Genomic DNA, 22,958 nt, shown 5'->3' with positions numbered 1-22,958 from the left:
GGCGTGCCCGGCCTCGGTCCTGTCCAGCAAACCGCGTGCCGCCGCGCAGGTGGGAGTCACTGCTCTTCCAGGTACTGGCAGTACCTCGCAGGGGTCCGCCGGCCGACCTACCGTGGAAGGGCCGGCACAGGAACCACGCCGATCCGAAGGAGCACCTCGTGTCACTGCCCCCCGCCGAAGCTTTCCTCAGCAGCGGGCGACGCCGTCCGGGACCGCCGTGGCACACCAGCGCGGAGGCCGACCGTGGCCGGGCCTGAGAAGAAGAACCTGGCCGCCGAGGTCCGCGAGTTCCTCAGCACCCGGCGGGCCCGGATCACCCCGGAGCAGGCCGGGCTCCCGGTCTACGGCGGCAACCGCCGTGTCGCGGGTCTGCGGCGCGAGGAGGTCGCCCTCCTCGCGGGCATGAGCGTGGACTACTACGTACGCCTGGAACGCGGCAACCTCAGCGGTGCCTCCGACTCCGTCCTCGAAGCCCTGGCCCACGCCCTGCAGCTCAACGAGGCCGAACGCACCCATCTGTACGACCTGGCCCGCGCGTCCACCCCCGCCGGCCGGCGGCCCACCGCCACCTCCTCCCGGGTCCGGCCCACGATCGTGCGGCTGCTCGACTCGATGACCGGCGTCCCGGCGTTCGTACGCAACGCACGCTTCGACGTCGTGGCCGCCAACGCCCTGGGCAGGGCTCTGTACGCGCCGCTCTTCGACTCGCCGCTGTTCGCCCAGCGCGGGCCGGTCAACAGCGCGCGCTTCCTGTTCCTGGACCCCGCGGCTCAGGACTTCTGGGCCGACTGGGACAAGGGGGCCGACGACGCGGTCGCCTTCCTGCGCACCGAGACGGGCCGGGCACCGCACGACAGGGCGCTGACCGACCTGATCGGCGAGCTGACGACCAGAAGCGACGCGTTCGCCCACCGGTGGGCCCGCCACGACGTGAAGTTCCACCGCTCCGGCGTGAAGAACTTCCGCCACCCACTCGTCGGCGACCTCACGCTGCCCTACGAGGCGATGGACCTGCCCTCCGACCCGGGCCTCCGCCTCAACTTCTACACCCCCGAACCGGACTCCCCGGAGCGACAGGCACTGGACCTGCTCGCCAGCTGGACGACCACGGGCACGGTCGTCCCCGCCGGGAACGACTGACCGGACCTACTTCAGGAGAACCCTCACATGCAGTACCGACCGCTCGGCCGCACCGGCGTACAGGTCAGCCCGCTCTGCCTGGGCGCGATGATGTTCGGCCCCTGGGGCAACGAGGACGAGGCCGACTCGATCCGGATCATCCACCGCGCCCTCGACGCCGGTGTCAACTTCGTCGACACCGCCGACGTCTACTCCGCGGGTGTCTCCGAGGAGATCGTCGGCAAAGCCCTCGAGGACCGCCGCGACGACGTCTTCCTGGCGACCAAGTTCTTCATGCCCATGGACCAGGACGATCCCAACCAGCGCGGCGGCTCGCGGCGCTGGATCATCCGTGAGGTGGAGAACTCGCTGCGCCGCCTGGGCACCGACCACATCGATCTGTACCAGGTCCACCGCCCGAGCCCCGACACGGACATGGCGGAGACGCTCGGCGCGCTGTCCGACCTGGTGCGCCAGGGGAAGGTGCGCTACATCGGCTCCTCGTCCTACTCCGGCTCCCAGATCGTCGAGGCCCAGTGGGTCTCGGGCGAGCGGCGTCTGGAGCGGTTCGTGACCGAGCAGCCGCCCTACTCCATCCTGGTCCGCGGCATCGAGGAGGACGTCCTGCCCACCGTGCGCCGCCACGGCATGGGCACCCTCACCTACAGCCCGCTCTCCGGCGGCTGGCTCTCCGGCCGTTACCGCAAGCATGCCGCCGAGGGCCCGGCCTCCGCCGCGCGTCCGCAGGCCCGGTTCGACATGAACACCCCCGCCAACCAGCGCAAGCTCGACGCCGTCGAACAGCTCGCCGTCCTGGCGGAGAAGGCCGGCCTCACCCTCATCGAGCTCGCCGTCGCCTTCGTCATCAACCACCCCGGCGTCACCTCGGCGATCATCGGACCACGCACCATGGAGCAGCTGGAGGCGTTCCTGCCCGCCGCCGACGTCACCCTCCCCGCCGACGTACTCGACGCCATCGACGACATCGTCGCCCCCGGAGTCACCGTCAACCCCGTCGACAACAGCTACGGCGACTTCGAACTGCGGGCCGACCAGCGGCGGCGCTGACCGGGCGCACGCACTCGAGGTCTCCCGTGCGACGGACCCGTCGTGGGCGCTGCCGGGCACACGGCCGGCGCCGCCCACGACGGGGTTCGCGTTCGAGGGGAAGCCCTCTCACATGTTCCGGGCACCGTCCTTGATCGCTGCCCGGATGCGGACGTAGGTGCCGCAGCGGCAGATGTTGCGGATGCCGTCCAGGTCGGCGTCGGTGATCTCGCGGCCCTCCTCCCGGGCCCGTCGTACGAGGGCGACGGCCGCCATGATCTGGCCGGGCTGGCAGTAGCCGCACTGGGCGACGTCCTGGTCGAGCCACGCCTGCTGCATGGGGTGCAGTTCCGCGCCCACCGTGGCCGGAAGCCCTTCGATCGTCGTGATCTCGTCGGCCGGGTTCAGGTCCCCCACCGGAATCGCGCAGGGGTTGACCGCCCTTCCGTTGAGGTGGCTCGTACACGCCTTGCAGACGTTGATGCCGCAGCCGTACTTGGGACCGGTGACACCCAGGACGTCGCGAAGCACCCACAACAGCCGCACGTCGTCGTCGATGTCCACGGTGACCTGCTCGCCGTTGAGGCGGAATGTCTGCTCGGGCACGAAAGGATCCTCACATCAGTAGGCGTGGTCCCGGCCGTCCGTCGGGGACTGCGGGACAGGAGGGACGGTCGGCTTGGGTGCGAAGGCGAGCGTGCCGTGGTTGACGGGGAACGAGGTGGGCATCGTCCCGGTCGCGCGGCCGTACGCGCAGGCGACCGCGGCCATGGAGGCGGCGACGGCGAGCTCACCCGCCCCGCCGGGCTTCCCCGTGGTGTCGGGCATGATGATGACGTCCAGCTCGGGCGGCGTGTTCCACTGCCGGGTGTAGAAGTAGTTGTCCCAGCTCGCTTCGAGGAAGTATCCGTCGCGCAGGTGCAGGCTGGAGGTGAGGGCGAGCGCGATGCCGTCCATGGCGCCGCCCATCATCTGCGCCTCCAGTCCACGCGGGTTGACGGTGAGACCGGCGTCCACGGCGACGACGACCTTGGTGACGCGCGGGCCGGCGACACCGTCGCGGACCGGGCGGTTCACGGTCTCGGGCCGGCAGTCGATCTCCACCAGGACCGCGCTGGCCGAGTGGTACTCGGAGTGGAGCGCGATGCCCTGAGCCGTACCCTCCGGCATCTGCCTGCCCCAGCGTCCGGCTTCGGCGGCCTTCTCCAGCACCGCCAGGGACCGGTCGTCCGCGAGGAAGTCGCGCCGGAACCGGTAGGGGTCCTTCCCCATCTTCGAGGCCAGTTGGTCGACGAGGAGTTCCCGCGCGCAGGTGACGTCGGGGGAGTAGACGTTGCGCATGCTGCCGGTGTTGAAGCTCTTGTCGGTCTCGTTGAGCAGCCGGCTGTTCACGCCGAAGTTGTAGGGCATCGACTGGGAGAGCTGGAAGAACGTCTCGGAGAAGCCGAGGTCGACCACCGGCAGTTTCGCCGCCAGGGCGGTGAAGATCTCTCCGAAACCGTGACCGAGATCGGTGGCGACACTGGTGTGGCGCTGCTTGTAGCTGAGCACGGTGTCACCGACGTAGGAGATGCGCACGCGGGACGTGGCCATGGGATGCGTACGGCCCTGACGGGAGTCGTCGGCCCGGTGCCACATCAGTTTGACCGGTTTGCCGATCTTCTTCGAGATCTCCACGGCTTCCAGCGCCGCGTCGAAGAAGAGCTTGCGCCCGAACGACCCGCCGCCTTCTGTGACATGCACCGTCACCGCGCCGAGCGGCAGCCCCAGCAGCGCGGCGATGGCCTCCTTCGCGACGATCGGCGCCTTGAGGCTCGACCAGATCTCGGCGCGGTCCGGGCGTACGTCCGCGATGGCGCAGTTGGTCTCGAGCGCGCTGTTGCTGCGGAAGTGGAAGGTGAACCTTCCTTCCACGCTCGGGGTGAGGGGCGGGAGTCCCATCGTGGGCTCCGCGGCCCTGAGTTGCGTGAGGACGGAGGTGTCGCTCTTGCCCTTCGCGCTGCCGGGTGCCCATGACACCCGCAGGGCGCGTACGGCGTCGATGCACTGGCCGAAGGTCCGGGCGCGCACGGCCACACCGCTCGTGATCACGGCGACGTCGGTGACGCCCGGCATGGACCGGACCTCGTCGGCGTTGGCGACGGACGTGACCTTTCCGTTGATCGTCGGCGGACGGCACACCATGGTGGGAGCGGCGCCGGGGACGGTGAGATCCATGGCGAACTTCTTGCGTCCGGTGACCGCGTCGAGGGCGTCGACTCGGCCCCGGGGAGTGCCGATGACGCTGAACTGCTCGGACGGCTTGAGCTCCGTGGTGACCCGCTGGGTCCGGAGGGCCGCGGCCTTCTCCGCCAGCTCGCCGATCCCGACGCTCCGGCCGCCGGGGCCGAGGACCACTCCCGCTCTGATGCGGACCTCGGTGAGCGCGGCACCGAGCACCACCGCGGCGGCCTCCAGCAGCCGTCCGCGAGCGACGGCGGCGGCGACCCGGACCGGGGTATAGGTCGAGATGGTCGTGTTGGAGCCGCCGGTGAGCTGGTTGAACAGGAGTTCCGGCCGCGCGTCGGCCAGGGTGACCCGGACCCGGTCGAGCGGCACGTCCATCTCCTCGGCGATCAGCATGGCCGTCGAGGTCGTGATGCCCTGGCCGACCTCGGCCCGCGGCAACGCCAAGGACACGGTGCCGTTCGTGTGGACCTCGACCGTGATCAGACCGGAGGTCGGCAGAGCCGCCAGGGACATGACGTCGTTGAGGTCGACCAGTTCCGTGATGTCCGCCGAGGGCACGTCGGCCCTTGCCGCTTCGGCGGGTACGAGTTCGGCGGCCGTCACCAGGGTCGGTGCTGCCAGTACGAATCCCAGGAACCGGCGCCTGTCGAAGGCATGGTTCCCGGACGGCGGCCGGGGCGCGTCCTGATCACCGTTCACCGGGGGTCTCCTCCTGCCCGCGCCTTTCGGCGTCCCCCTGTCGGGAAGTCCGGAGGAGGACTCGTCCTGGCGGCACGCTTCGGCGTTTCTTCGTCGATGGTCTTCATGTGCGGTTCGGCTCCGGACGGGTGGCGGACGGGGAGGCCAGGGGCGGTGGAAGCCGCCGCCCCTGGCCGTCGTGCGGGAAGCGCCGCGCTCGGGCGGTGGGGCGAATCGTTCAGGACGGGCGGTTGACGTCAGGGATGTCGATCGCGATGGGCTGCCCCTCGGCGAGGAAGAGCAGGACGAATTTACGGAGCGCCTCTTCCAGCGTCCAGAGGACCGCCGGGACGGCGGGCAGCGGGATCAAGCCCTCGCGGAAGGCCACCAGCAGCGGCCACGCCGTCGCTATGAGCTTCTCCAGGATCGGCTGCTTGGACAGGCCGATCATGTCGCCGACGTCACCGCCCAGCGTGTACCGGGTGAACGCGCTGATCAGGGGGCGTGTCAGGCCGGCGTCGAGTTCGGCCACGATGCCGAGCAGGACGTTCGTCAGTGCCTCGCCCTCGGGGGAGTGGGCGAGGATCGGGTCGAGGACCTGCTTGGACTGCGCGTTGGCCGCGTCCCACGTGGCGGGTATGTACTCGTCGCGGACGCCGAGCATGTGCGCGCTGACCTGCCACACGTGCAGGTACGCGTCCGAGTCGGCGGCGTTGACGCGCACACCCCACTCTTTCATCCTGCGCATGACAAACGTGGCCAGGCTGTGCCAGGTGACCATGATGTCGGCCTGGCTGATCGGGATCGTCTGGCCGCCGCTGGTCTGGGACCAGCCCGGGGACTGCGGCAGCAGATGGCGTACCGCGGCGTGGACCATGCGGGTCTTCACCGCGGTCACGATCATCGAGCCCTGCGGCAGATACGCGTCCAGGTCCCCGATGTCGTAGCCGAGCCGCGCGGTCTTGGCGATGCGGTCCTTCATGTCCGCGCCGCCCTTGGAGTAGTAGACGGCGCGCGACTCCCTGGGGATGGCGGTGCTCATCAGGCCGCTGCCGAGACCGTACAGCGCTCCGACGTAGATGCCCTTGGTCTTGCTGAACTGGGCGGCGCGGTCGAGCTTGGCCTTGTCGGCCCAGGACGGCATCTGGCGGGCGTGCTCCATGAACTCCTTGAGGTCCGCCGGGAGTCCGTCGGGCAGCGCCTGGTCGTTGCGGGTCCACCGCTTCAGCAGGGTGTTGACCCGCGGCACGTCGCCCCGCTGGATCACGGCGGCGAGTACGGGGTCGGCCTCCTCGTCCCACACCCATTCCGGGTCGAGACCGGCACCCGTGCCCGCCACCGACCCGGTGGGCGACCAGGTCCACAGGGACCGGGCGCCGGCGGGAGTCGTCGCCGTCAGCGCGCCGATGGCCCCCAGGGCTCCACCCGTTGCCAGCATCTTGCGCCTGCTTAATCCGTCCATGGGCCGAACTCCTTCTTGGTTGTGACAGGTCGGTACTTCGAGGGGTGAGCGGTACGAGAGGTGGTCGAGGACATGTTTCTGCGGCCCGGGGGTCCTCCGAGTCCGCGTCGGAGTGCGGAGGAGGATGCCCTCCGCTACCGCAGGGGCGGATCTCCGGTGACCGAGGCCGCCGGCCGCGGGCACGGCGTCAGCCGGCACCGGGCCTGTTGGTGTCGGGGATCTCGATCCGGGTGCCCTGCCCCTTGGTGAGGTAGAACAGGATGTACTGCCGTGCCGCTTCGTCGATCGTCCACGCCAGCGGCGGCACCAGGGGCAGGGGGATCAGCCTCTCGCGGAAGGCGACCAGCTTCGGCCAGAGGGCCGCGATCGTCTTCTCCCAGAACGGCTCCTCGGGGATGCCGTCCATGTCGGCGACACGGTCGCCCACCAGGAACCGGGCGAGTGCGTTGACCAGCGGGCGATCGATGCCACCGGGGCTCGTCTGTTCGGCGAGCTGGCCCAGCAGGATGTCCGTCAGCTCGATGCCCTCCCTCGTGGAGGTGAGGATCGGGTCGAGGACCTGCTCGGACTGGGCGTCGGCCGCTTCCCACGTGGCGGGAATGTACTCGTCGCGGACGCCGAGCATGTGGGCGGTCACCTGCCACAGGTGCAGGTAGGCCGACGCGTCGGCGGGGCCGACCGGGACCTTCCACTCCACCAGCTTCTGCATCGTGTAGGTGGCGAGGCTGTGCCAGGTGACCATGATGTCGGCCTGGCTGATCGGCACCGTCTGACCGCCGCTGGTCCGGGACCAGTCCGGGGACCGCGGCAGCAGATGGCGTACCGCGGCGTGCACCATGCGGGTCTTGACGGCGTGGACGATGACATCTCCGTCGGGCCGGAACGCGCGCAGATCGCCGATGGCGAACCCGAGCAGGCTCGTCTTGGCGACGCGGTCCTCCATGTCGGCGCCGCCCTTGGAGTAGTAGACGGAGCGCGCTTCACGGGGGATCGCGGTGCTCAGCATGCCGCCGCCCACCCCGTTGAGGAGATTGAGGTAGAAACCCCGGGACTTGTTGAACGCCGCCGCGCTCTCCAGCTTGGCCCGGTCGGCCCAGGACGGCAGTTGGCGGGCCTTTTCCATGAAGGCGCGTACATCGTGCGGAAGCCCCGCCGGCAGCGTCTGGTCGTTGCGGGTCCAGGTGCGCAGTGCGTCGTTGACCTTCGGCACGTCACCGCGTTCGATCACCGACGCCATCAGTGAGTCGACCTCGTCGTCCCAGACCCATTCCGGGTCGAGGCCCTCTCCCTTGCCGGCGACCGACCCGCTCGGAGCCCACGTCCACGGCGTACGCGCGGCGGCCGACGGCGTGGCGCCCAGGGCCCCCAGGGCTCCCAGGGAGCCGCCCACCGCTAACACTTCGCGCCTGCTGATTCCCTCCATAGCTCTCTGAACTCCTCCTTGAGTCCTTCGGCTTGCGACATGTCGGCTTGGCACAATGAAACATGTCGAGCATCTCTGTGTCATAGAGGAGCACAGGCGGGCGGGGAACGCCAGAGGATTTTCGAAATCGGGCGGGCCCGTGGAACCTGCCGGACCGTGCCCTGCACGGTCGTCCGCCAACGCCCCGTCCGTGCTGGAACTCGCCCTCAGGGACGTCGCCGAGGGCCCCGGGGCTGTCGGTTCGTCGTGCGCCGCGCGCGGCGGTCGTCCCTCGGGACACGTCGCGGTGCCCACCGGTCCGAGCGTCCCGACCTGACGGACCGCCGGCTGCGCCGTGCGGCGTCGGGCGATCGACGGCCTCACATCCCGCTCGGCGCGGAGGCTCCGCACAAACGCGTTTGGCCGACACATGGTGACCGGCTACATTTGCGGAGGCCGTGCGAGAGAACAAGGAGGTGGTACCCGTGAACGCAGTATCGACATGGGTGCTCCCCTCCGGGGTCACGGTCGGGCGATAGGCAGGTCGTCCGGGAGCGCCGTTGCAGCGCATTCCCGAAAGGCACGACCATGCAGTTCACTTCCGAGCAGCACCTCGACGACGGCCTCGTCGAGCATGAATTCACCCTCGACGGGATCCCCGGCATCCTGTGGACGCCCGCGTCGGCGTCCGTATCCGCGCCCGTGCCGCTGATCCTGCTCGGCCACCCTCCCCTGGGCCTGCGCACGATGTACCCCCGGCTGGTCGCCCGGGCCCGGCACTCCGCGGCGGAGGGCTTCGCCACCGCCACCATCGAACTCCCCGGAGGCGGCGAGCGGCCCCGTCTGCCCGCCGTGGAGCAGGCCCGCTCCGACCTGCGCCGGGCCATGGCGGCGGGCGAACCCGTCAGCGACGAGATCGTCGACGCCCTCGTCCTCCCGCTGGTCGAGAGGGCGGTCCCCGAATGGCAGGCCGCCCTCGACGGGCTCCTGTCGCTGCCGGAGATCGGCGGGCCGGTGGGGTACTCGGGTGGAGTGATCTCCATCGGGATCCGGCTCGCGGTGGCCGAGCCGCGTATCGCGGCCGCGGGTCTGTTCGCCGGGAGCTTCGTGCCGCGCTCCATGGTCGAGGAGGCACGGCAGGTCACGATTCCCCTGCATGTCCTGCTGCAGTGGGACGACGAGGGGAACGACCGGCAGGCGGCCCTGGACCTGTTCGACGCCTTCGGCTCCAAGGAGAAGACCCTGCACGCCAACACGGGCGGCCACACCGGCGTCCCGCAGTTCGCGGGGGAGGACGCGGCCCGGTTCTTCACCCGGCATCTGAAGTGAGGCCGAGCCGTCGGACCGACGGCGGAAGGCAGCTGATGTCGCGGGACCCGAAGCGCGCAGGGCCGGGCCCCGGCCCTGCGCGGTTCTCCGCGCCGAGAGGCGCCGAGGGTCCCTGCCGAACTCTCGGCGGGGGCCCTCGGCGCGTGCGGTCATGGACCGTTCGTCCTCTGCGGAGCTCCGGCACTTCAGGGGTGTCGTGTGTGCTTGTCCGCCGGGACCGCGTCCGTCCCCCAGCTCGCGAGAATGCGCAGGGCCTCCGCGGACGCGGAGCCCGGCTCCGCGTGGTACACGCACAGGTACTGTTCGTGATCGTCCGGGAGGTGCAGGGTCTCGTAAGCCAGGGTGAGGTCACCGACCAGCGGGTGCCGCATCCGCTTCACACCGTGGCCCTTCTCCTTCACATCGTGCGTGGCCCACAGCCGCCTGAACTCATCGCTCTTGACGGAGAGTTCACCCACGAGTGCCGCCAGCTCCGGGTCCTGCGGGTGCTGGCCCGCGTACAGCCGGAGGTAGCTGACCATGTCGGACGCCTTGGAGTCCCACTCCAGGAACAGCTCACGGTAGTCGGGGGAGAGGAAGGTCAACCGCGCCCAGTTGCGTTCCCCGGGGGGAAGCTTGCCCCAGTCACCGAACAGCGCGGCCGCCATCCTGTTCCAGGCCAGGATCTCCGAGCGCGCCCCGGCGACGTACGCGGGCACGCCCTCCATCGACTCCAGCAGCTGCTGCAGCGCCACCCGTACCTGCTGCCGCTTGGGCGCCCGGTGCTTCTTCCGCTGTTGTCTCGGCTTGGCGAGACGGGTGAGGTGAGCATGCTCGGCGTCGTTGAGACGCAGGGCGCGCGCGATCGAGTCGAGCACCTCCGCGGACACATTGCGCCCGTTGCCCTGCTCCAGGCGTGTGTAGTACGCCACCGAGACCCCGGCCAGCTGCGCCAGCTCCTCGCGCCGCAGCCCCGGCACCCGCCTGTGCCGTCCGTGCGAGGGAATTCCCACGTCCTCCGGCTTGAGCCGGGCCCGCCGGGTGCGCAGGAACTCGCTCAGCTCGGCCCGGCTGTCGAGGCCGTGGGGGAGGGCTGCCTGGCCGTCGTCCGTAGCGGGTGTGTCTTCCATGCTGTCAAGTATTCCTCGTCCTACGACCAGGAGCCTGACCCCGCCAGTAGTAGGACCACTGGACGTACGCAAAGCGGTGACCTGGGCGAACACCCTGTGAGGAGGCACGCTGGGAGCATGACCACGACTGTTGCCGCATATTCCGCCTCCAGCGCCAGTGCCCCGCTGGAGCGCACCACCATCGAACGCCGCGCGGTCGGCGAGTTCGACGTACTGATCGACATCAAGTTCGCCGGGATCTGCCACTCCGACATCCACCAGGCCCGCGAGGGCTGGGGCGAGGCCATCTTCCCGATGGTGCCCGGCCACGAGATCGCCGGCGTCGTCGCCGAGGTCGGCCCCGGCGTGACGAAGTTCAAGGCCGGCGACCGGGTCGGCGTCGGCTGCATGGTCGATTCCTGCCGCGAGTGCGAGAACTGCGAGGCCGGGCAGGAGCAGCACTGCCTGCGAGGAAACGTCGGCACCTACAACGCCGTCGGCCACGACGGAGAGCCCACGTACGGCGGCTACTCGCAGAAGGTCGTCGTCGACGAGAACTTCACCGTCCGTATCCCGGACGGGCTGGCCCTGGACGAGGCCGCGCCCCTGCTCTGCGCCGGCATCACCACGTACTCCCCGCTCAAGCGCTGGGGAGCCGCCCCCGGCAAGAACGTCGCCGTGGTCGGTCTCGGCGGCCTCGGCCACATGGCCGTCAAGATCGCGCACGCCCTCGGCGCCGAGGTCACGGTCCTCTCCCAGTCGCTGCGCAAGAAGGACGACGGCCTGAAGCTGGGCGCCGACCACTACTACGCCACCAGCGACCCGGCCACCTTCGAGGACCTGGCAGGCACCTTCGACATCATCATCTCCACGGTGTCGGCGCCTCTGGACTTCGGCGCGTACCTGGGCCTGCTGAAGACCAACGGCGCCGTGGTGAACGTCGGTGCCCCGGAGGAGCCCGTGGCACTGAACCTCTTCTCCCTGATCGGCGGCAACAAGACGCTCGCCGGTTCGATGATCGGCGGCATCGCCGAGACCCAGGAGATGCTCGACTTCTGCGCCGAGCACGGCCTCGGCGCCGAGATCGAAGTGATCGAGGCGAGCAGGATCAACGAGGCGTACGAGCGTGTGCTCGCCTCGGACGTGCGCTACCGCTTCGTGATCGACACGGCGACGATCTGAGTCCCGCGGCCTCACCGGGCGGGTGATCGACGCCCTCCTCGGGATCCGGTGGATGGACCGGACCGATCCCGAGGAGGGCTCGTTCCCCGGGGGCCGGCAGAGCAGGACACCCCCTGCGCTACCGTCCTGGAGGTATGGAGCACGCGGCTGGGACGACACCCTTCATCGACCCGGAATCGGACTATCCCTGTTGCTGGTTCTGCCCCGCTCTGCGGCTGCCGCGCGCGGGGTTCCTCGTGGCGGACCGGCCCAGCAGGGACTGGCCCTTCGACGCGGCGGACGGATTCCGCTACACCACCGACGACCGGACCCCGGTCTGCGTGCATCCGGGCAAGGTGGGGCTGGAGGTCGAGCGGATGGCGCCACCTCCTGTCGTCGAACCGGCCCTTGAGCCGGTGCCGGAGCCGGTGGGGCGACGCCTCCGCTGGCGCCGGCGCTGAGGCGCCCGCACTGAGCCGGGCCACCGGTCGGGCCGCCGCAGAAGGCGGCCGCCGCCACCGGCCGCCGCCCGCTAGGACCGGGTCGCCCTCCCGCACTCGTCCCCGGCGGACTCATCGCGCCCGACCGGCGTGCTGCGGTCGTACGGGTCGAGCTCCGTGCCGGCCGGGTCCGCCCGGTCGTCGGATCCGAAGGGCGGGGTGAGGTACCCCGTCGGGGTGCCGCATCCGCCGTTGGTCATGTCGTACTTGTACGAGACGACCGAGAACGTGCCCGGCTCGGTGATCACCTTGTCGGGGTCGTCCCAGCTCAGGACCAGCTCGCGCCGGACGATCGTGCGCATGATCTCGTCGTCGCCACCGGAACCGGCCGGAACGACCGGGTAGACGTACGTGACGTCGGCGGTCACCTGGAGTGCTCCGCGCTTCCCCTCCCGATAGCTCAGCCGGCCCCGGGTCTTCACGACATCGCCCACCAGTCGCGCTTGGGACGGCTGGAATCGGCTGAAGAGGAGAAGCGGATCGCTCCCCTCGCCCGGGGTCCGGAACGCGGTGTCCAGAAGGTCCTGGACATCCTTCTGGTGCGGGTTGATCAGAGCGATCGCCGTCTCGGGGCGCTCGCCCCGGAGCACCTTGCGGTCCAGACCGGACGCGACGAGGAAGTCCCGGCTGCGGGAGAGGGCCTGCTCGACCTCGGCCGCACTCATCCATCCGACCGCCGCGGCCTTCGGCACGGTGATCCCAGCCGCTTCGCTCGCCCAGTCCGCCGCCGGCGAGCCGCGGAACGGCTCGTCCGCCGTGGGGCGGAGAGCCGCCTCCGCCGGGGGCGCCTCGGTCGGGCGGACGGTTTCGGCCTCCACCGGTGAGGAGTCCGCGCCGGCGAACAGGCCGGCGATCGGCCCGGGTGCGAGCGCCACCACCAGCAGCACCAGCGAAGCGACGAACCCGGCTATGTACCAGCCCTTGCGCCGCTTGGGCCGCGCGGGCGTGTAGGTGCGCCAGCCCTCAGGCTCTCGGCCGGGCTCCGCACGGAGTCGCTTCGCCACGTCCCGGGCCCGCGCGGAGGGCTCCTTGGGCGCGTCGGCCGCACCTGCCACCGACTCGCGCAGAAACCGTTCCCACTCCTCGTCGGACCTGGACGAGCCGTCCGGCTCCGTACCCGCGCCCATCCCCAACCCCCTGGCAATCAACGAACCACGCCCAGTCGTCGAGGCGCGTCCGCATGATGGCACAGCAAGCTGACAGCGAGGTCCGCGGGCCGGAGGCCCGCTCGGTGCGAGGGCGGGCTCGCTCCTGGCCGGCCCCGGCACGGACGGGTACGGGGTGTCCGGGGCCGGGCGGCCGCATCGGGCAGGGGATGATGGGGGCGGGAAGACGGAACACCAGGTCAGGAGCTTGCATGGCGAAGCGGGTCCACCAGCCCCGTGAGGACGCGGAGTTCGACTTCATCCTCGGTATGAGCACGGCGCCGGTTCTCGCCTACTTCATCGGGACGTGGCCCAAGGCCGTCGAGTCCTGCCGGGCGATGGACCTCGTCGTGGGCGGTATCGCCGAGGAGTACGCGGGCCGTGTGACCGTCGTGCGGACCGACATGTCCCGCTGCCCGGCGGCAACCGTGCGGTACGGAATCACCGGGGCCCCGTCCTGCGTCCTGGTGGAGGCGGGGAGGACGGTGCCGCTCGGGACGGGGCCTCTGACCGCCGCCGAGATCAGGGAGTTCCTGGACGGGCACCTGTGACGCCCAGCACGCGTCAACCGGGCCATGCCGGGCAGGCCGGCACCGGCGACCGCCGTCCCCCTGTTCCGACCACGAGCGGCGGTGGCACGACGGAGGAACCCGGTTGCGATCGATGGCCGAGAACAAGGACATTCGCGCGATGAGCCGCAGCACATCGTCCGAACCGGTCGAGCGAGGGTGGGACGAGCCCTGGTACCGGGTTCGCACGGGGGGGTTCCAGGCGTCGTTCCTGCCCAGCGAGGGCGAGGACCTGGCCGAGATCTGCAACGTCGATGTCTTCGTGACGCTTGAGGACGGATCCCGTTGGACCGCGACCGTGTTCACGGTCGCGGAAGTCGAGCGCCTGATGAAACTCTGGGAAGAGACCGACGAGGCCCTCGGGGGCCGGTACTTCTGGGTCTCGGACGGTCTGATCGTCAGGGATCCCGGCATCGGCAACATGACCGACGTGATCGCCGGACTGATCGAGAACGGCGAGTTCTCCGAGATCTTCGAGCGGGTGATCGACAACTGACCGGAAGGGCATGGGCTTCGCTCTCACGCGAAGCCCATCGCGCAGCTGACGTCCCATGCTCCTGACAGCTGTGGCTCCACCGTCGGCGCAACGGGCGACCCGGGCGTCCAGCCCCTGGGGCCGGCCTGCGTGACGCCCCGTCGACCCGGATTCCTCCGGGACGGGGACAGGAGTGGCTCCGCTTCGCGGGGCGAAGGGCGAACGCGCCGCCCAGGTGCGGGGACACGGGCGCGGCGCGCACACCCCCTGCTCACGGCGGGAGCCGCAACCTGTTGCGAGGCGCGGGCCGATCACCGTATGGTCACGCGGGCGGCGCTGATCACGACGGGGAGTTCCCCGCGGGCACCGCGAGGTCCTCGGGCGGATGGCCGGCGACGGAGCCGCGACGCGCACGGCGGGCCGACCACCGCGCCCGTCCGACCGGGAACCAGCGGATCGAACGACGGGCCGGCGTCGTCCCGGTCTCCTCGGCACCGCCGCCCCAGGACCGACCTTCGCCGTTCTTGCCGAAGCAGCTGCCCGTGACCGCACCGCCCGCCGGAACGTGACCGTCGAACCGGCGGAGTGGGGCCAGGGCAGGTGCTCGGCGCCGTCGGGGCAGGGTACGTCGCGCCGAGGACCCGTTCCGGACGACGTGCTGTACACAACGCACACCGAACAAGGAGAGATCTTGTCCACCCATCCGCTCGCGACGGACACCGGCGAGCTCAGCCCGCTGCCCCATGATTTTCCCTTCGATCCCACCCATGGCTACGACCTGCGGCGCCTGCTCGCGGTGACGGCGCCGCCGGGCCCGGACGACTTCGCCGACTTCTGGCGGGAGCGCCACGCGCGTGCGTCGCGCGTCGACACGGCGCCCCGGATCGAGGGGCCCTGGGCCACGGTGGACGGCGTGCGGGTCGCCGACGTCTCCTACATGTCCACCGACGGCGTCCGTATCGGCGGGTGGCTGACCGTCCCTGCCGACGGCCGGGTCACCCAGGGCTGTGTCTCGGCACACGGATACGGCGGCCGGGCCGCCCCGGACTCCTGGCAGGCCCCGCCGGAGACCGCGACCATCTGGCCCTGCCTGCGCGGGCTCGGAACGCGGAGCCTGCTGCCCGGCGTACCGCCGAACTCGGCGGGGCACGTCCTGCACGGCATCGGCGCCCGGGAGTCGTACCTCATCGGCGGGTGCGTGGCGGACGTCTGGTGCGCGGCCACCGCACTGCAGCTGCTGGTGCCGGAGGCCGCGGGACGGCTGACGTACCTGGGCACGAGTTTCGGCGGCGGCATCGGCGCGCTGGCGCTCCCCTGGGACGACCGTTTCCAGGCCGCCGGCCTGACGGTGCCGACCTTCGGCAACCATCCGCTCCGGGTGACACTTCCGTGCACGGGCAGCGGTGAGTCGGTCCGTACGCGGTTCGCCGAGGATCCCTCGGTGCTGGATGTCCTCGCGTACTTCGACGCCGCGACGGCGGCCCGGCACCTCGAGATCCCCGTCCATGTGAGCGCCGCCCTGTTCGATCCCCATGTGCCCCCGCCCGGGCAGTTCGCGGTGCACAACGCACTGGCCGGGCCGCGCGAACTCCTGGTCCTGCGGGCGGGGCACTTCGATCACCCGGGCGAGCCGGCCGAGACGGCGGCCCTGGAAGAGGCCCAGCGACGGTTCCTGTCCGGGACGGACCCCGTGGTGCCGGGCCCCACCGCCTGACGGCCTGCCGCACGACCGGATCCGCCGGGCCGGAGCGCTCTCCGGTTCCCGCCCTGTGACCTGGTGGTTCCGCGATGCCACCGATGTCCTTCCCGCAGGACGTCGCGGAACCGCCACGGTCGCTCGTTCCAGGTACGGGCATCGATCATGCGCGATATGCTGATGCAGAATGTGCAAGAGATTTGCAGAACAAGGAGGGTCATGGCTACACGGGCAACTGATGCAGGGACGAACCAGAGCGTCGAGCGAGCGGTCTCGGTGCTGCGCGCACTCGACTCCGGCCGGCCCGAACTCCGTGTCTCCGACGTCGCCGAGCTCACCGGACTGGGCTCCTCGACCACCTCCCGCCTGCTGTCCACCCTGGAACGCCTCGACATGGTCGAGCGTGATCCGGTCAGCAACCTCTACCGCCTCAGCCTGGGCCTTCTCCCGCTGGCCGCCACCGCCACCAACCGCCACCCCGTGCACCGGGCCGCGCGCATGGTGCTCCAGGGCCTCGCCACCCGCACCGGGCTCGGTGCCAACGTGGCCGTACGCCGCGACGGCGAGCTGATGTTCCTGTGCAATTTCGAGGGCACGCGCGCCCCCAAGTCCTATACGCAGGCCGGACACACCGCCCCGCTGCACGCCACGAGCATCGGCAAGTGCCTCCTCACCGGTCTGACCCCCAAGGAGCGCCGCAAGCTGCTGGGCGACCCGCTCGACGCGCACACCGAGTACACGACCACCAGCCACGACCTCCTCGATGCCGAGATCGAGAGCGTCCGGCGCACCGGTTACGCCGTCGAGGCCGAGGAGCGCGCCCTGGGGCGCGCGTCCCTCGCCGCGCCGGTCCGTGACGCCTCGGGGGAGATCGTCGCCGCCATTTCCCTCTGGGGCCCGACGTCGGTGCTCGGAGACGGCTCCGACACCGAGGGGCAGCGCCTCGCCCTCGTGCGCGAGGTCATCGAGGCCGCCGACGCCATCAGTCAGGCGCTCGGCGCGCTCTGACGTGCACGGCGAAGGGGGCCGGGGGAGGCCGATCGGCCTCCCCCGGCCCCCTTCGCCGTGCGGCTATGCGCCGTACGCCTTGAAGGCGAATACGTGCGCGTGCCGTGCCCCGTGCGTCGCGTCGACCACGAGCCGCAGTGCGCCGGTGCGTACGGGACCGCCGTCCGGGGCCTCCAGCGCGTGTACGCGGTGGCGGCGCCGGTTGTCCGTCACCGTCAGGAGCGTGTGCCAGTCACCGGCGGCGTCGCACGTCTGGACGCGGTAGTCGCGTACGAGCTCCGGCATGACCTCGTACGGGGTGCGGTGGCGGTGCAGGTTGTTGAGGTACTCGTCGACGTCGTCGTCGAACACCAGGCGGATCTCCGTGAGCTCCTGCTCGTCGTGCCAGTCGAGACGGAGCCACCGGGCGTCGTCCTCCCGGGCGGAGGACCACATGTTCGGGCCGCCGTAGGGACGCTGGTAGCCGCCCACGGCCCGTTCGGGCCGGAACGCCCCGGTGTCGGGGGCCGCCCGGAAGGCGAAGGTCTGCCGGCGCAGTCCGCGGGCCTGCCATTCCAGGACCAGCTGGCCGTCCTCCTCCGGGATGTCGTGGTCGACGCCTGCGTCCCCCTCGGCCTTCCTGCGCAGGGAGAGGACACCGTCGGTGCGTTCGGGGAGAAGGACCAGGGCCGTGTCTGCGCAGGCCCGGACGATGAGGATGGCGTTTTCGGGTGTGCCGGGGCGGTGGTCGAGGCGGGCCGTGACCCAGTGGGGGCCGCCGGGCGGGACGGTGACGGTGGTCGTGAGGAGCTGGTCGGCGGGGACCCCGTTCTCCGACCGGCCCGTGCTCCACAGCTCCACGGTGAGCTCGCGGGACTCACCGTTCGGGGCCCCGTGGACGAGCAGGTCGACCGTGTCGAGCGCCGGGTCGACCGGCAGCAGGAGCGCGAGGTCGCGGGTGAGGGGGTACGGGGTGCCGGGCGCGTCCTGCGTGGGTTCGGCGGCCAGACGGGTCAGGCAGGAGGAGCCGGTGACGCGGGCCGTCCGCGCCAGGTTGCCGGGGTCCTCGTCGGCGAGGCCGATCACGGAGGCGTCCTGGCGGAGCAGGGTGCGGTGCACCAGTTCAGGCCGCTTGGTCGCGAGTTCCCGCGGAGTGAGGTTCTCGGCGACGCACAGGGCCGCGGCGGTCCCGGCGGCCTCGCCGAGTGTCGCGCAGGTGGCCATGACACGGGTGGCCCCGAAGGCGATGTGGGTGGCGGAGATGTTGCGCCCGGCGAAGTGCAGGTTCGTGACGTTCGCCGAGTAGAGGGAGCGCAGGGGGATGTGGAAGATGCCGTCCGCGTACCGCTGGCGCGCGCCGGGCTCCTCGGCGTACATGCCCTGTACGGGGTGGAGGTCGACGGACCAGCCGCCGAAGGCGACCCGGTCCTCGAACTGGCGCTGCTGGAGGATGTCCTGCTGGGTGAGGACGTGATCGCCGAGGAAGCGGCGGTACTCGCGCTTGCCGGGAAGGCTGCCGACCCATTCGAGGGTGAGGTTCTCCGCGTCCGGGAACTGCCCGGAGTTCTTGATGTGGTCCCAGACCCCCATGATCACGGCCTGGAGCTCGTCGCGGATGCGCTCGTTGTCGTGGACGGTGTCGAGTTCGCCGCCCCACTCGATCCACCAGTAGTCGCAGCCGTTGTCGCCCGTGCGCAGGATGCGGTTGCGCAGGATGGGTGTGGTCGACAGGTCCTTGGCGTAGGCGGGCGGTACGAACTTCACCGGCCGCCCCGTGTCCCTGGTGTGGAAGAGGGTCGTCGAGCCGAGCAGCGCCCGGTCCGCCTCGGACGGTGCCCAGGGCTCGTCGAACTCGGCCTGCGCCTCACGGCCGATGCGGTAGCGGGCGCCGGCGAGGTGGCCGACCAGGCCGTCTCCGGTGCAGTCGAGGAACTGGCCGGCGTGGAAAGTGATGCGGCGCTCCGAGCCCATCATCCACCCGGTGCAGGAGTGCACCTCGCGGCTGTCGGCGGGGCCGCTCGCGTCGACCTCGCGTACGTCGGTGTTGAGATAGAGGTCGATGTTCGGCTCGGCGTGGACGGCGTCGAGGACGACCTGGTCCCAGTAGTAGGGATTGCCCTCGGGGTTGCGGTACTGGTTCTCGGTGTACAACTCGCCCATGATCCCGGTCTCGCGGGCCCAGCGGTGCACGCCGTGCGCGGTGGCGCCGCAGACCCAGACGCGGATCTCGCTGCTGGCGTTGCCGCCCAGGACCGGCCGGTTGTTGACCAGGGCGACGCGTCGGCCGAGCCGGGCCGCAGCGATGGCAGCGCAGGTCCCCGCCAATCCGCCGCCGATCACGGCGATGTCGTAATGGACCTCTTCTTCCCGCACGGTGCGGCCTCCTTGGTGTGAAGCTCGGATACTCCCCGCCGCAGCGGAGCGGCCTTGAACGTACATCACATCCATATTGTGCAACCACTGTTCAACCAATGGGATTCGCTGTAAGTTCCGGTTGCGGCCACCGACCTGGCCGTCGTGGGCCGAAGTGCAAGTTCGTGGCAGGTGGGGCGTGTTCGCCGGTCCTGCACAGAATCGGCGATTCACCGACGAAAAGGGTTGACGCCATCGCACGATATGGAGAACGATCCCGCATGCTGCAACTTGCATCCAGTGCAGCAGGGACGACGTCCACGCAGGGCTCCGGCGCTCCCGCCACCATTTGAGAGGACAGACCCATGAGTACGGCCGCACCTCCCCAGAAGGCGCCCCCGCCCCGCGAGCGGACCGGGGGGCGGCTCTCCAACGGTGCGTTCGCCCTGCTGCTGACGGCACCCGGCCTCGCCCTGTTCGCGGCGATCATCTTCTACCCGCTGCTGTCGGCGCTGTTCACCGGGTTCTTCAAGCAGGATCTGCGGCTTCCGGGCCGGGAGTTCGTCGGCCTGGAGAACTTCACCTACTGGCTGGACGGCGACTTCCTCACCATCCTCGAGCAGACACTGGTCTTCACCGTCGGCGCGACGCTCGTCCCCTTCGCGATCGGCTTCGCGCTCGCGCTCGCGCTGAACACCGGACTCAAGGGCAGCGGCTTCCTGCGCGGCCTGTTCCTGTTCCCCTGGGTGATTCCGGGCGTGGTGGTCTCCTTCCTCTGGATGTGGATCTTCAACGCGAACTACGGGGTGCTCAACGGCGTCCTCATGGAGGCCGGAATCATCGACGAGTCCGTGGCGTGGCTCGGCCGGCCCGGCACCGCGATGCTCGCCGTGATCGTCACCAAGACCTGGGCCAGCTTCCCCTGGATGATGGTGATGCTCCTGGCCGGACTGCAGACCGTCCCCAAGGAGCTGCACGAGGCGGCCTCGATGGACGGGGCGGGCTCGATCCGGCGCTTCTTCGCCGTCACCTGGCCGCAGGTCCGCGGCGTCGCCTCCATCGTGCTCCTGCTGGAGTTCATCTGGAACTTCCAGCACTTCGACACCATCTACGTCCTCACCGGCGGCGGCCCCGCCGGCACGACCGAGACCTTCGCGACCGCCGTGTACCAGACCGCCTTCAAGGGCTTCGACATCGGCCGGGCCACCGCGCTGGGCGGGCTGTGGATGCTGCTCCTGCTCCTCCTCGTCGCCGTCTACCTCAGGATCACCGAGCGGAAGGGCGACGCCTGATGACCTCCACCACCTCCACCCCGCTGTCCGCCGTCGACCGGCCGCAGCCGTCCGCCACGCGGACCGGGCACAGCGCCCGGCGCCGTATGCGCAAGGACCTGCTGCGCTCGCGGATCGCCGCCTGGAGCGCGGTCGTCGTCATCGGCGCCTTCGGTCTGCTGCCGGTCTACTGGCTGCTCGCCACCGCTCTGAGCACCCCCGAGTCGACCTTCCAGTTCCCGCCGAAGCTGATACCCACCGATCTGACCCTCAGCAACTTCACGGCCCTGGCCGAGAACGACCAGCTGATCAAGTACATGATCAACTCGCTCGTCGTGGCCTCGATCACCGCCGTGCTGAGCGTGATCGTCGCCACGTACATGGGCTACTCGTTCTCCAAGTTCCGCTACCGCGGCCGGCGGTCGCTGATGCACCTGGTGCTGGCCTCCCAGATGTTCCCCCAGGCGCTGCTGCTGGTGACGCTGTACACCGTCTTCTCCAGCTTCGGCATGCTCAACACGTACAGCGCCCTGGTGCTCTCCTTCACCACGTTCACCATGCCGCTGTGCGTCTGGATGCTGAAGGGCATCTTCGACACCATTCCGGACGCCCTGCTGGAAGCGGCGTCCATCGACGGCGCGTCCCGGTGGCGGACACTGCACTCCATCGTGGCGCCGCTGGCCGCGCCGGGGATGATCGCCGCCGGGCTCTTCGCCTTCGTGCGCGGCTGGAACGACTTCATCTTCGCGCTGACCCTGGCCGACAAGGAGAAGCAGACCCTGCCCCCCGGGCTCGTCTCCACCTACATCGGCGAATTCCAGACCGCCTGGCCGCAGCTGATGGCTGCCTCGCTCGTGGTGTCGGTCCCCGTGATCGTCGCCTTCATGTTCCTGCAGCGCTACCTCGTCGGCGGCATGACCGCCGGCTCGGTCAAGAGCTGAACCAGCAGGTTCGGCCCGCGCCCCCACACGTACCTCCCCTCCCGCACACTCCCATGGAGAGATCATGACCACCTCTGGCATCAGCCGGCGCGGCGCGCTGCGCATGTTCGGTATCGGCGCGCTCGGTGTGGCGGGCGCCGGTGTGCTCGGCGCCTGTGCGCCGTCCGGCGCCGGCTCCCCGTCCAACGGCGGCGACCCGAAGTCCAAGAACTTCGACTTCACCTCCTGGTCGCTCAACGAGGAGGCTGCCAAGCCCTCGATCGAGAAGATCATCGCGGCGTGGGAGAAGGCCGAGAAGTCGAAGATCCGCGCGGTCTCGTACCCGTACAACGAGTACCTGAGCCAGCTCACCCTCAAGCTGGGCGGCGGGGAGACGACGGGCGCGGTGCACCTCGACATCGCCTGGCTCGCCGCGATGGCGCAGATGGGCAAGCTGGTCGACCTCGGATCGGTGGCCGGCAAGGGCGGCTACACGGACGTGGCGCTGAAGAGCGGTGTGTACGACGGCAAGCAGTACGGCCTGCCGTGGAACACCGGATCGATCGGTGTGATCGCCAACTCCAAGCTCCTGGAGAAGGCCGGGATCAAGAAGCACCCCACCACCGTCGAGGAGTTCGAGGCGGCGCTGCGCGAGCTGAAGGGGCTCGGCGGAGGGGTCGTGCCGTACGCCGCCGCCACCAAGGTCGCGCAGCTCAAGGACATCTTCCCGTGGATGCAGACCTTCGGCTGCAAGCTGCTCGACGGCGGGAAGGTCACGATAGGCGACGACGCCTCGGTCGACGCGGTCACCTGGTACAAGAAGCTGCACGACGAGAAACTGATCGCCGCCGACGTGGACCGCTTCGACGCCCGCGCCCTGTTCGGGCAGGGCAAGGCCGCCTTCTACGACGACGCGATCATCGGCAAGGGCGTGACCTCCGCCCAGTCGAAGGACAAGACGCTGGCCGACGCCATGCAGCCGATGGAGCGTCCGGTGCTCAAGGCCGGGGACACACCGCAGGCGCTGCTGTGGGGCGGTGTGATCGCGATCGTGCAGGGCAAGGGGCAGGACGCGGCGACCGAGTTCGCGCTGCACACCACCACCGACCAGGCCACCACCTCCGAGTACTTCGCCGCGCGCGCACTGCCGCCGTCCACCACCGCGGGTCTGGCCGCTCCCGAGGTCGCCAAGGACACCTTCACCACGGAGTGGACCGAGAAGATCACGAAGACCGCGACCGGCAGCCCGTTCTGGCAGTTCGCGCAGAACGCCCAGATCGAGGAGGCCGTCGCCAAGCAGGTACAGGCCGTCCTGGTCGGCACGGCGAAGCCGAAGGACGCGATGAAGCAGGCCGGCGAGGAGGCCGCCGCGCTCATCAAGCGCTGAGCCGAGCGCCGTGGCCCGGGCCCGGCGAGCGCGGCACGCTCTCCCCGGTCCGGGCCCGGCGAGCGCCGCACGTCTCGCCGGGCTCCGCTCCGTACCCCACCCCGCACGACGACCGCGCCGGCCGGCCTCCGGGCCGCCGCC

19 protein-coding genes are annotated in these 22,958 nt (G+C 70.3%); 12 read left to right on the top strand and 7 right to left on the bottom strand.

All coding sequences use genetic code 11. The annotated features are described in order from the left end of the window. Window positions 1-243 precede the first annotated feature (243 nt). Both AMK10_RS21335 and AMK10_RS21330 read left to right on the top strand, forming a co-directional pair. Window positions 244-1,140 (top strand): helix-turn-helix domain-containing protein, encoded by an 897-nt coding sequence (locus AMK10_RS21335; RefSeq protein ID WP_073749502.1) that lies wholly within the window; start codon window positions 244-246, stop codon window positions 1,138-1,140. A 27-nt stretch (window positions 1,141-1,167) separates the two neighbouring features. Then, a complete protein-coding gene (locus tag AMK10_RS21330) occupies window positions 1,168-2,187 on the top strand; it encodes an aldo/keto reductase (RefSeq protein ID WP_073749501.1) in 1,020 nt (339 codons plus the stop codon). A gap of 108 nt (window positions 2,188-2,295) precedes the next feature. Here the strand turns inward: AMK10_RS21330 and AMK10_RS21325 are convergent, their stop codons facing one another. The 4 genes from AMK10_RS21325 to AMK10_RS21310 form a co-directional block, all read right to left on the bottom strand. Continuing rightward, window positions 2,296-2,772: a (2Fe-2S)-binding protein gene (locus tag AMK10_RS21325; RefSeq protein ID WP_073749500.1), complete on the bottom strand. Its 477-nt coding sequence runs from the start codon at window positions 2,770-2,772 to the stop codon at window positions 2,296-2,298. 15 nt (window positions 2,773-2,787) lie between these two features. Next, window positions 2,788-5,094 (bottom strand): molybdopterin cofactor-binding domain-containing protein, encoded by a 2,307-nt coding sequence (locus tag AMK10_RS21320; protein ID WP_073749499.1) that lies wholly within the window; start codon window positions 5,092-5,094, stop codon window positions 2,788-2,790. Between the two features lie 217 nt (window positions 5,095-5,311). Next, window positions 5,312-6,535 carry an oxygenase MpaB family protein gene (locus tag AMK10_RS21315; protein ID WP_073749498.1) on the bottom strand — a complete coding sequence of 408 codons (1,224 nt, stop codon included), beginning with the start codon at window positions 6,533-6,535 and terminating at the stop codon, window positions 5,312-5,314. A gap of 187 nt (window positions 6,536-6,722) precedes the next feature. After that, a complete protein-coding gene (locus AMK10_RS21310; RefSeq protein ID WP_073749497.1) occupies window positions 6,723-7,958 on the bottom strand; it encodes an oxygenase MpaB family protein in 1,236 nt (411 codons plus the stop codon). A 567-nt stretch (window positions 7,959-8,525) separates the two neighbouring features. On the opposite strand from AMK10_RS21310, the gene AMK10_RS21305 reads away from it, so the two are divergent. After that, window positions 8,526-9,266 carry a dienelactone hydrolase family protein gene (locus AMK10_RS21305; RefSeq protein WP_073749496.1) on the top strand — a complete coding sequence of 247 codons (741 nt, stop codon included), beginning with the start codon at window positions 8,526-8,528 and terminating at the stop codon, window positions 9,264-9,266. Between the two features lie 185 nt (window positions 9,267-9,451). Here AMK10_RS21305 and AMK10_RS21300 read toward each other — a convergent pair whose 3' ends face one another. Next, window positions 9,452-10,375, bottom strand: a complete 924-nt coding sequence (locus AMK10_RS21300; protein ID WP_073749495.1) for a helix-turn-helix domain-containing protein — start codon at window positions 10,373-10,375, stop codon at window positions 9,452-9,454. Window positions 10,376-10,492: 117 nt separating this feature from the next. On the opposite strand from AMK10_RS21300, the gene AMK10_RS21295 reads away from it, so the two are divergent. Both AMK10_RS21295 and AMK10_RS21290 read left to right on the top strand, forming a co-directional pair. Next, window positions 10,493-11,536 carry an NAD(P)-dependent alcohol dehydrogenase gene (locus AMK10_RS21295; protein WP_073749494.1) on the top strand — a complete coding sequence of 348 codons (1,044 nt, stop codon included), beginning with the start codon at window positions 10,493-10,495 and terminating at the stop codon, window positions 11,534-11,536. Window positions 11,537-11,670: 134 nt separating this feature from the next. After that, window positions 11,671-11,976, top strand: a complete 306-nt coding sequence (locus AMK10_RS21290) for a hypothetical protein (RefSeq protein WP_073749493.1) — start codon at window positions 11,671-11,673, stop codon at window positions 11,974-11,976. A 71-nt stretch (window positions 11,977-12,047) separates the two neighbouring features. On the opposite strand, the gene AMK10_RS21285 is transcribed toward AMK10_RS21290, so the two are convergent. Then, complete coding sequence (locus tag AMK10_RS21285) at window positions 12,048-13,142, bottom strand: hypothetical protein (protein WP_073749492.1); 1,095 nt, start codon at window positions 13,140-13,142, stop codon at window positions 12,048-12,050. Between the two features lie 230 nt (window positions 13,143-13,372). Between AMK10_RS21285 and AMK10_RS21280 the strand changes: the two genes are divergently transcribed. From AMK10_RS21280 to AMK10_RS21265, 4 genes are all read left to right on the top strand, one after another. Further along, window positions 13,373-13,711 carry a thioredoxin family protein gene (locus tag AMK10_RS21280; RefSeq protein ID WP_073749491.1) on the top strand — a complete coding sequence of 113 codons (339 nt, stop codon included), beginning with the start codon at window positions 13,373-13,375 and terminating at the stop codon, window positions 13,709-13,711. 139 nt (window positions 13,712-13,850) lie between these two features. Continuing rightward, window positions 13,851-14,225 (top strand): hypothetical protein, encoded by a 375-nt coding sequence (locus tag AMK10_RS21275; RefSeq protein WP_073750129.1) that lies wholly within the window; start codon window positions 13,851-13,853, stop codon window positions 14,223-14,225. A 670-nt stretch (window positions 14,226-14,895) separates the two neighbouring features. Beyond that, complete coding sequence (locus AMK10_RS21270) at window positions 14,896-15,918, top strand: acetylxylan esterase (protein WP_073749490.1); 1,023 nt, start codon at window positions 14,896-14,898, stop codon at window positions 15,916-15,918. 201 nt (window positions 15,919-16,119) lie between these two features. Next, window positions 16,120-16,908 carry an IclR family transcriptional regulator gene (locus AMK10_RS21265; protein ID WP_073749489.1) on the top strand — a complete coding sequence of 263 codons (789 nt, stop codon included), beginning with the start codon at window positions 16,120-16,122 and terminating at the stop codon, window positions 16,906-16,908. Between the two features lie 63 nt (window positions 16,909-16,971). Here the strand turns inward: AMK10_RS21265 and AMK10_RS21260 are convergent, their stop codons facing one another. Continuing rightward, entirely contained in the window at window positions 16,972-19,260 is a 2,289-nt protein-coding gene (locus tag AMK10_RS21260; protein ID WP_073749488.1) for an FAD-dependent oxidoreductase, read from the bottom strand. A gap of 344 nt (window positions 19,261-19,604) precedes the next feature. Between AMK10_RS21260 and AMK10_RS21255 the strand changes: the two genes are divergently transcribed. The 3 genes from AMK10_RS21255 to AMK10_RS21245 all read left to right on the top strand — a co-directional run bounded on the left by AMK10_RS21255 (window position 19,605) and on the right by AMK10_RS21245 (window position 22,817). Next, the gene (locus AMK10_RS21255; protein ID WP_073749487.1) at window positions 19,605-20,531 is read left to right on the top strand and encodes a carbohydrate ABC transporter permease; all 927 of its coding nucleotides are present in this window, start codon (window positions 19,605-19,607) and stop codon (window positions 20,529-20,531) included. Next, window positions 20,531-21,451, top strand: a complete 921-nt coding sequence (locus AMK10_RS21250; RefSeq protein WP_079180815.1) for a carbohydrate ABC transporter permease — start codon at window positions 20,531-20,533, stop codon at window positions 21,449-21,451. Before AMK10_RS21255 ends, AMK10_RS21250 begins: the two co-directional genes overlap by 1 nt. A gap of 64 nt (window positions 21,452-21,515) precedes the next feature. Further along, on the top strand, window positions 21,516-22,817 hold the full coding sequence (locus tag AMK10_RS21245; protein ID WP_073749486.1) for a sugar ABC transporter substrate-binding protein: 1,302 nt from the start codon (window positions 21,516-21,518) through the stop codon (window positions 22,815-22,817). Window positions 22,818-22,958 lie beyond the last annotated feature (141 nt).

The sequence above is a fragment of the Streptomyces sp. CB02058 genome (assembly GCF_001905505.1).
Classification (GTDB): Bacteria; Actinomycetota; Actinomycetes; order Streptomycetales; family Streptomycetaceae; genus Streptomyces.
The sequence above is the reverse complement of the archived record's forward strand: the minus strand, read 5'-3'. Positions and strand labels throughout refer to the sequence as shown.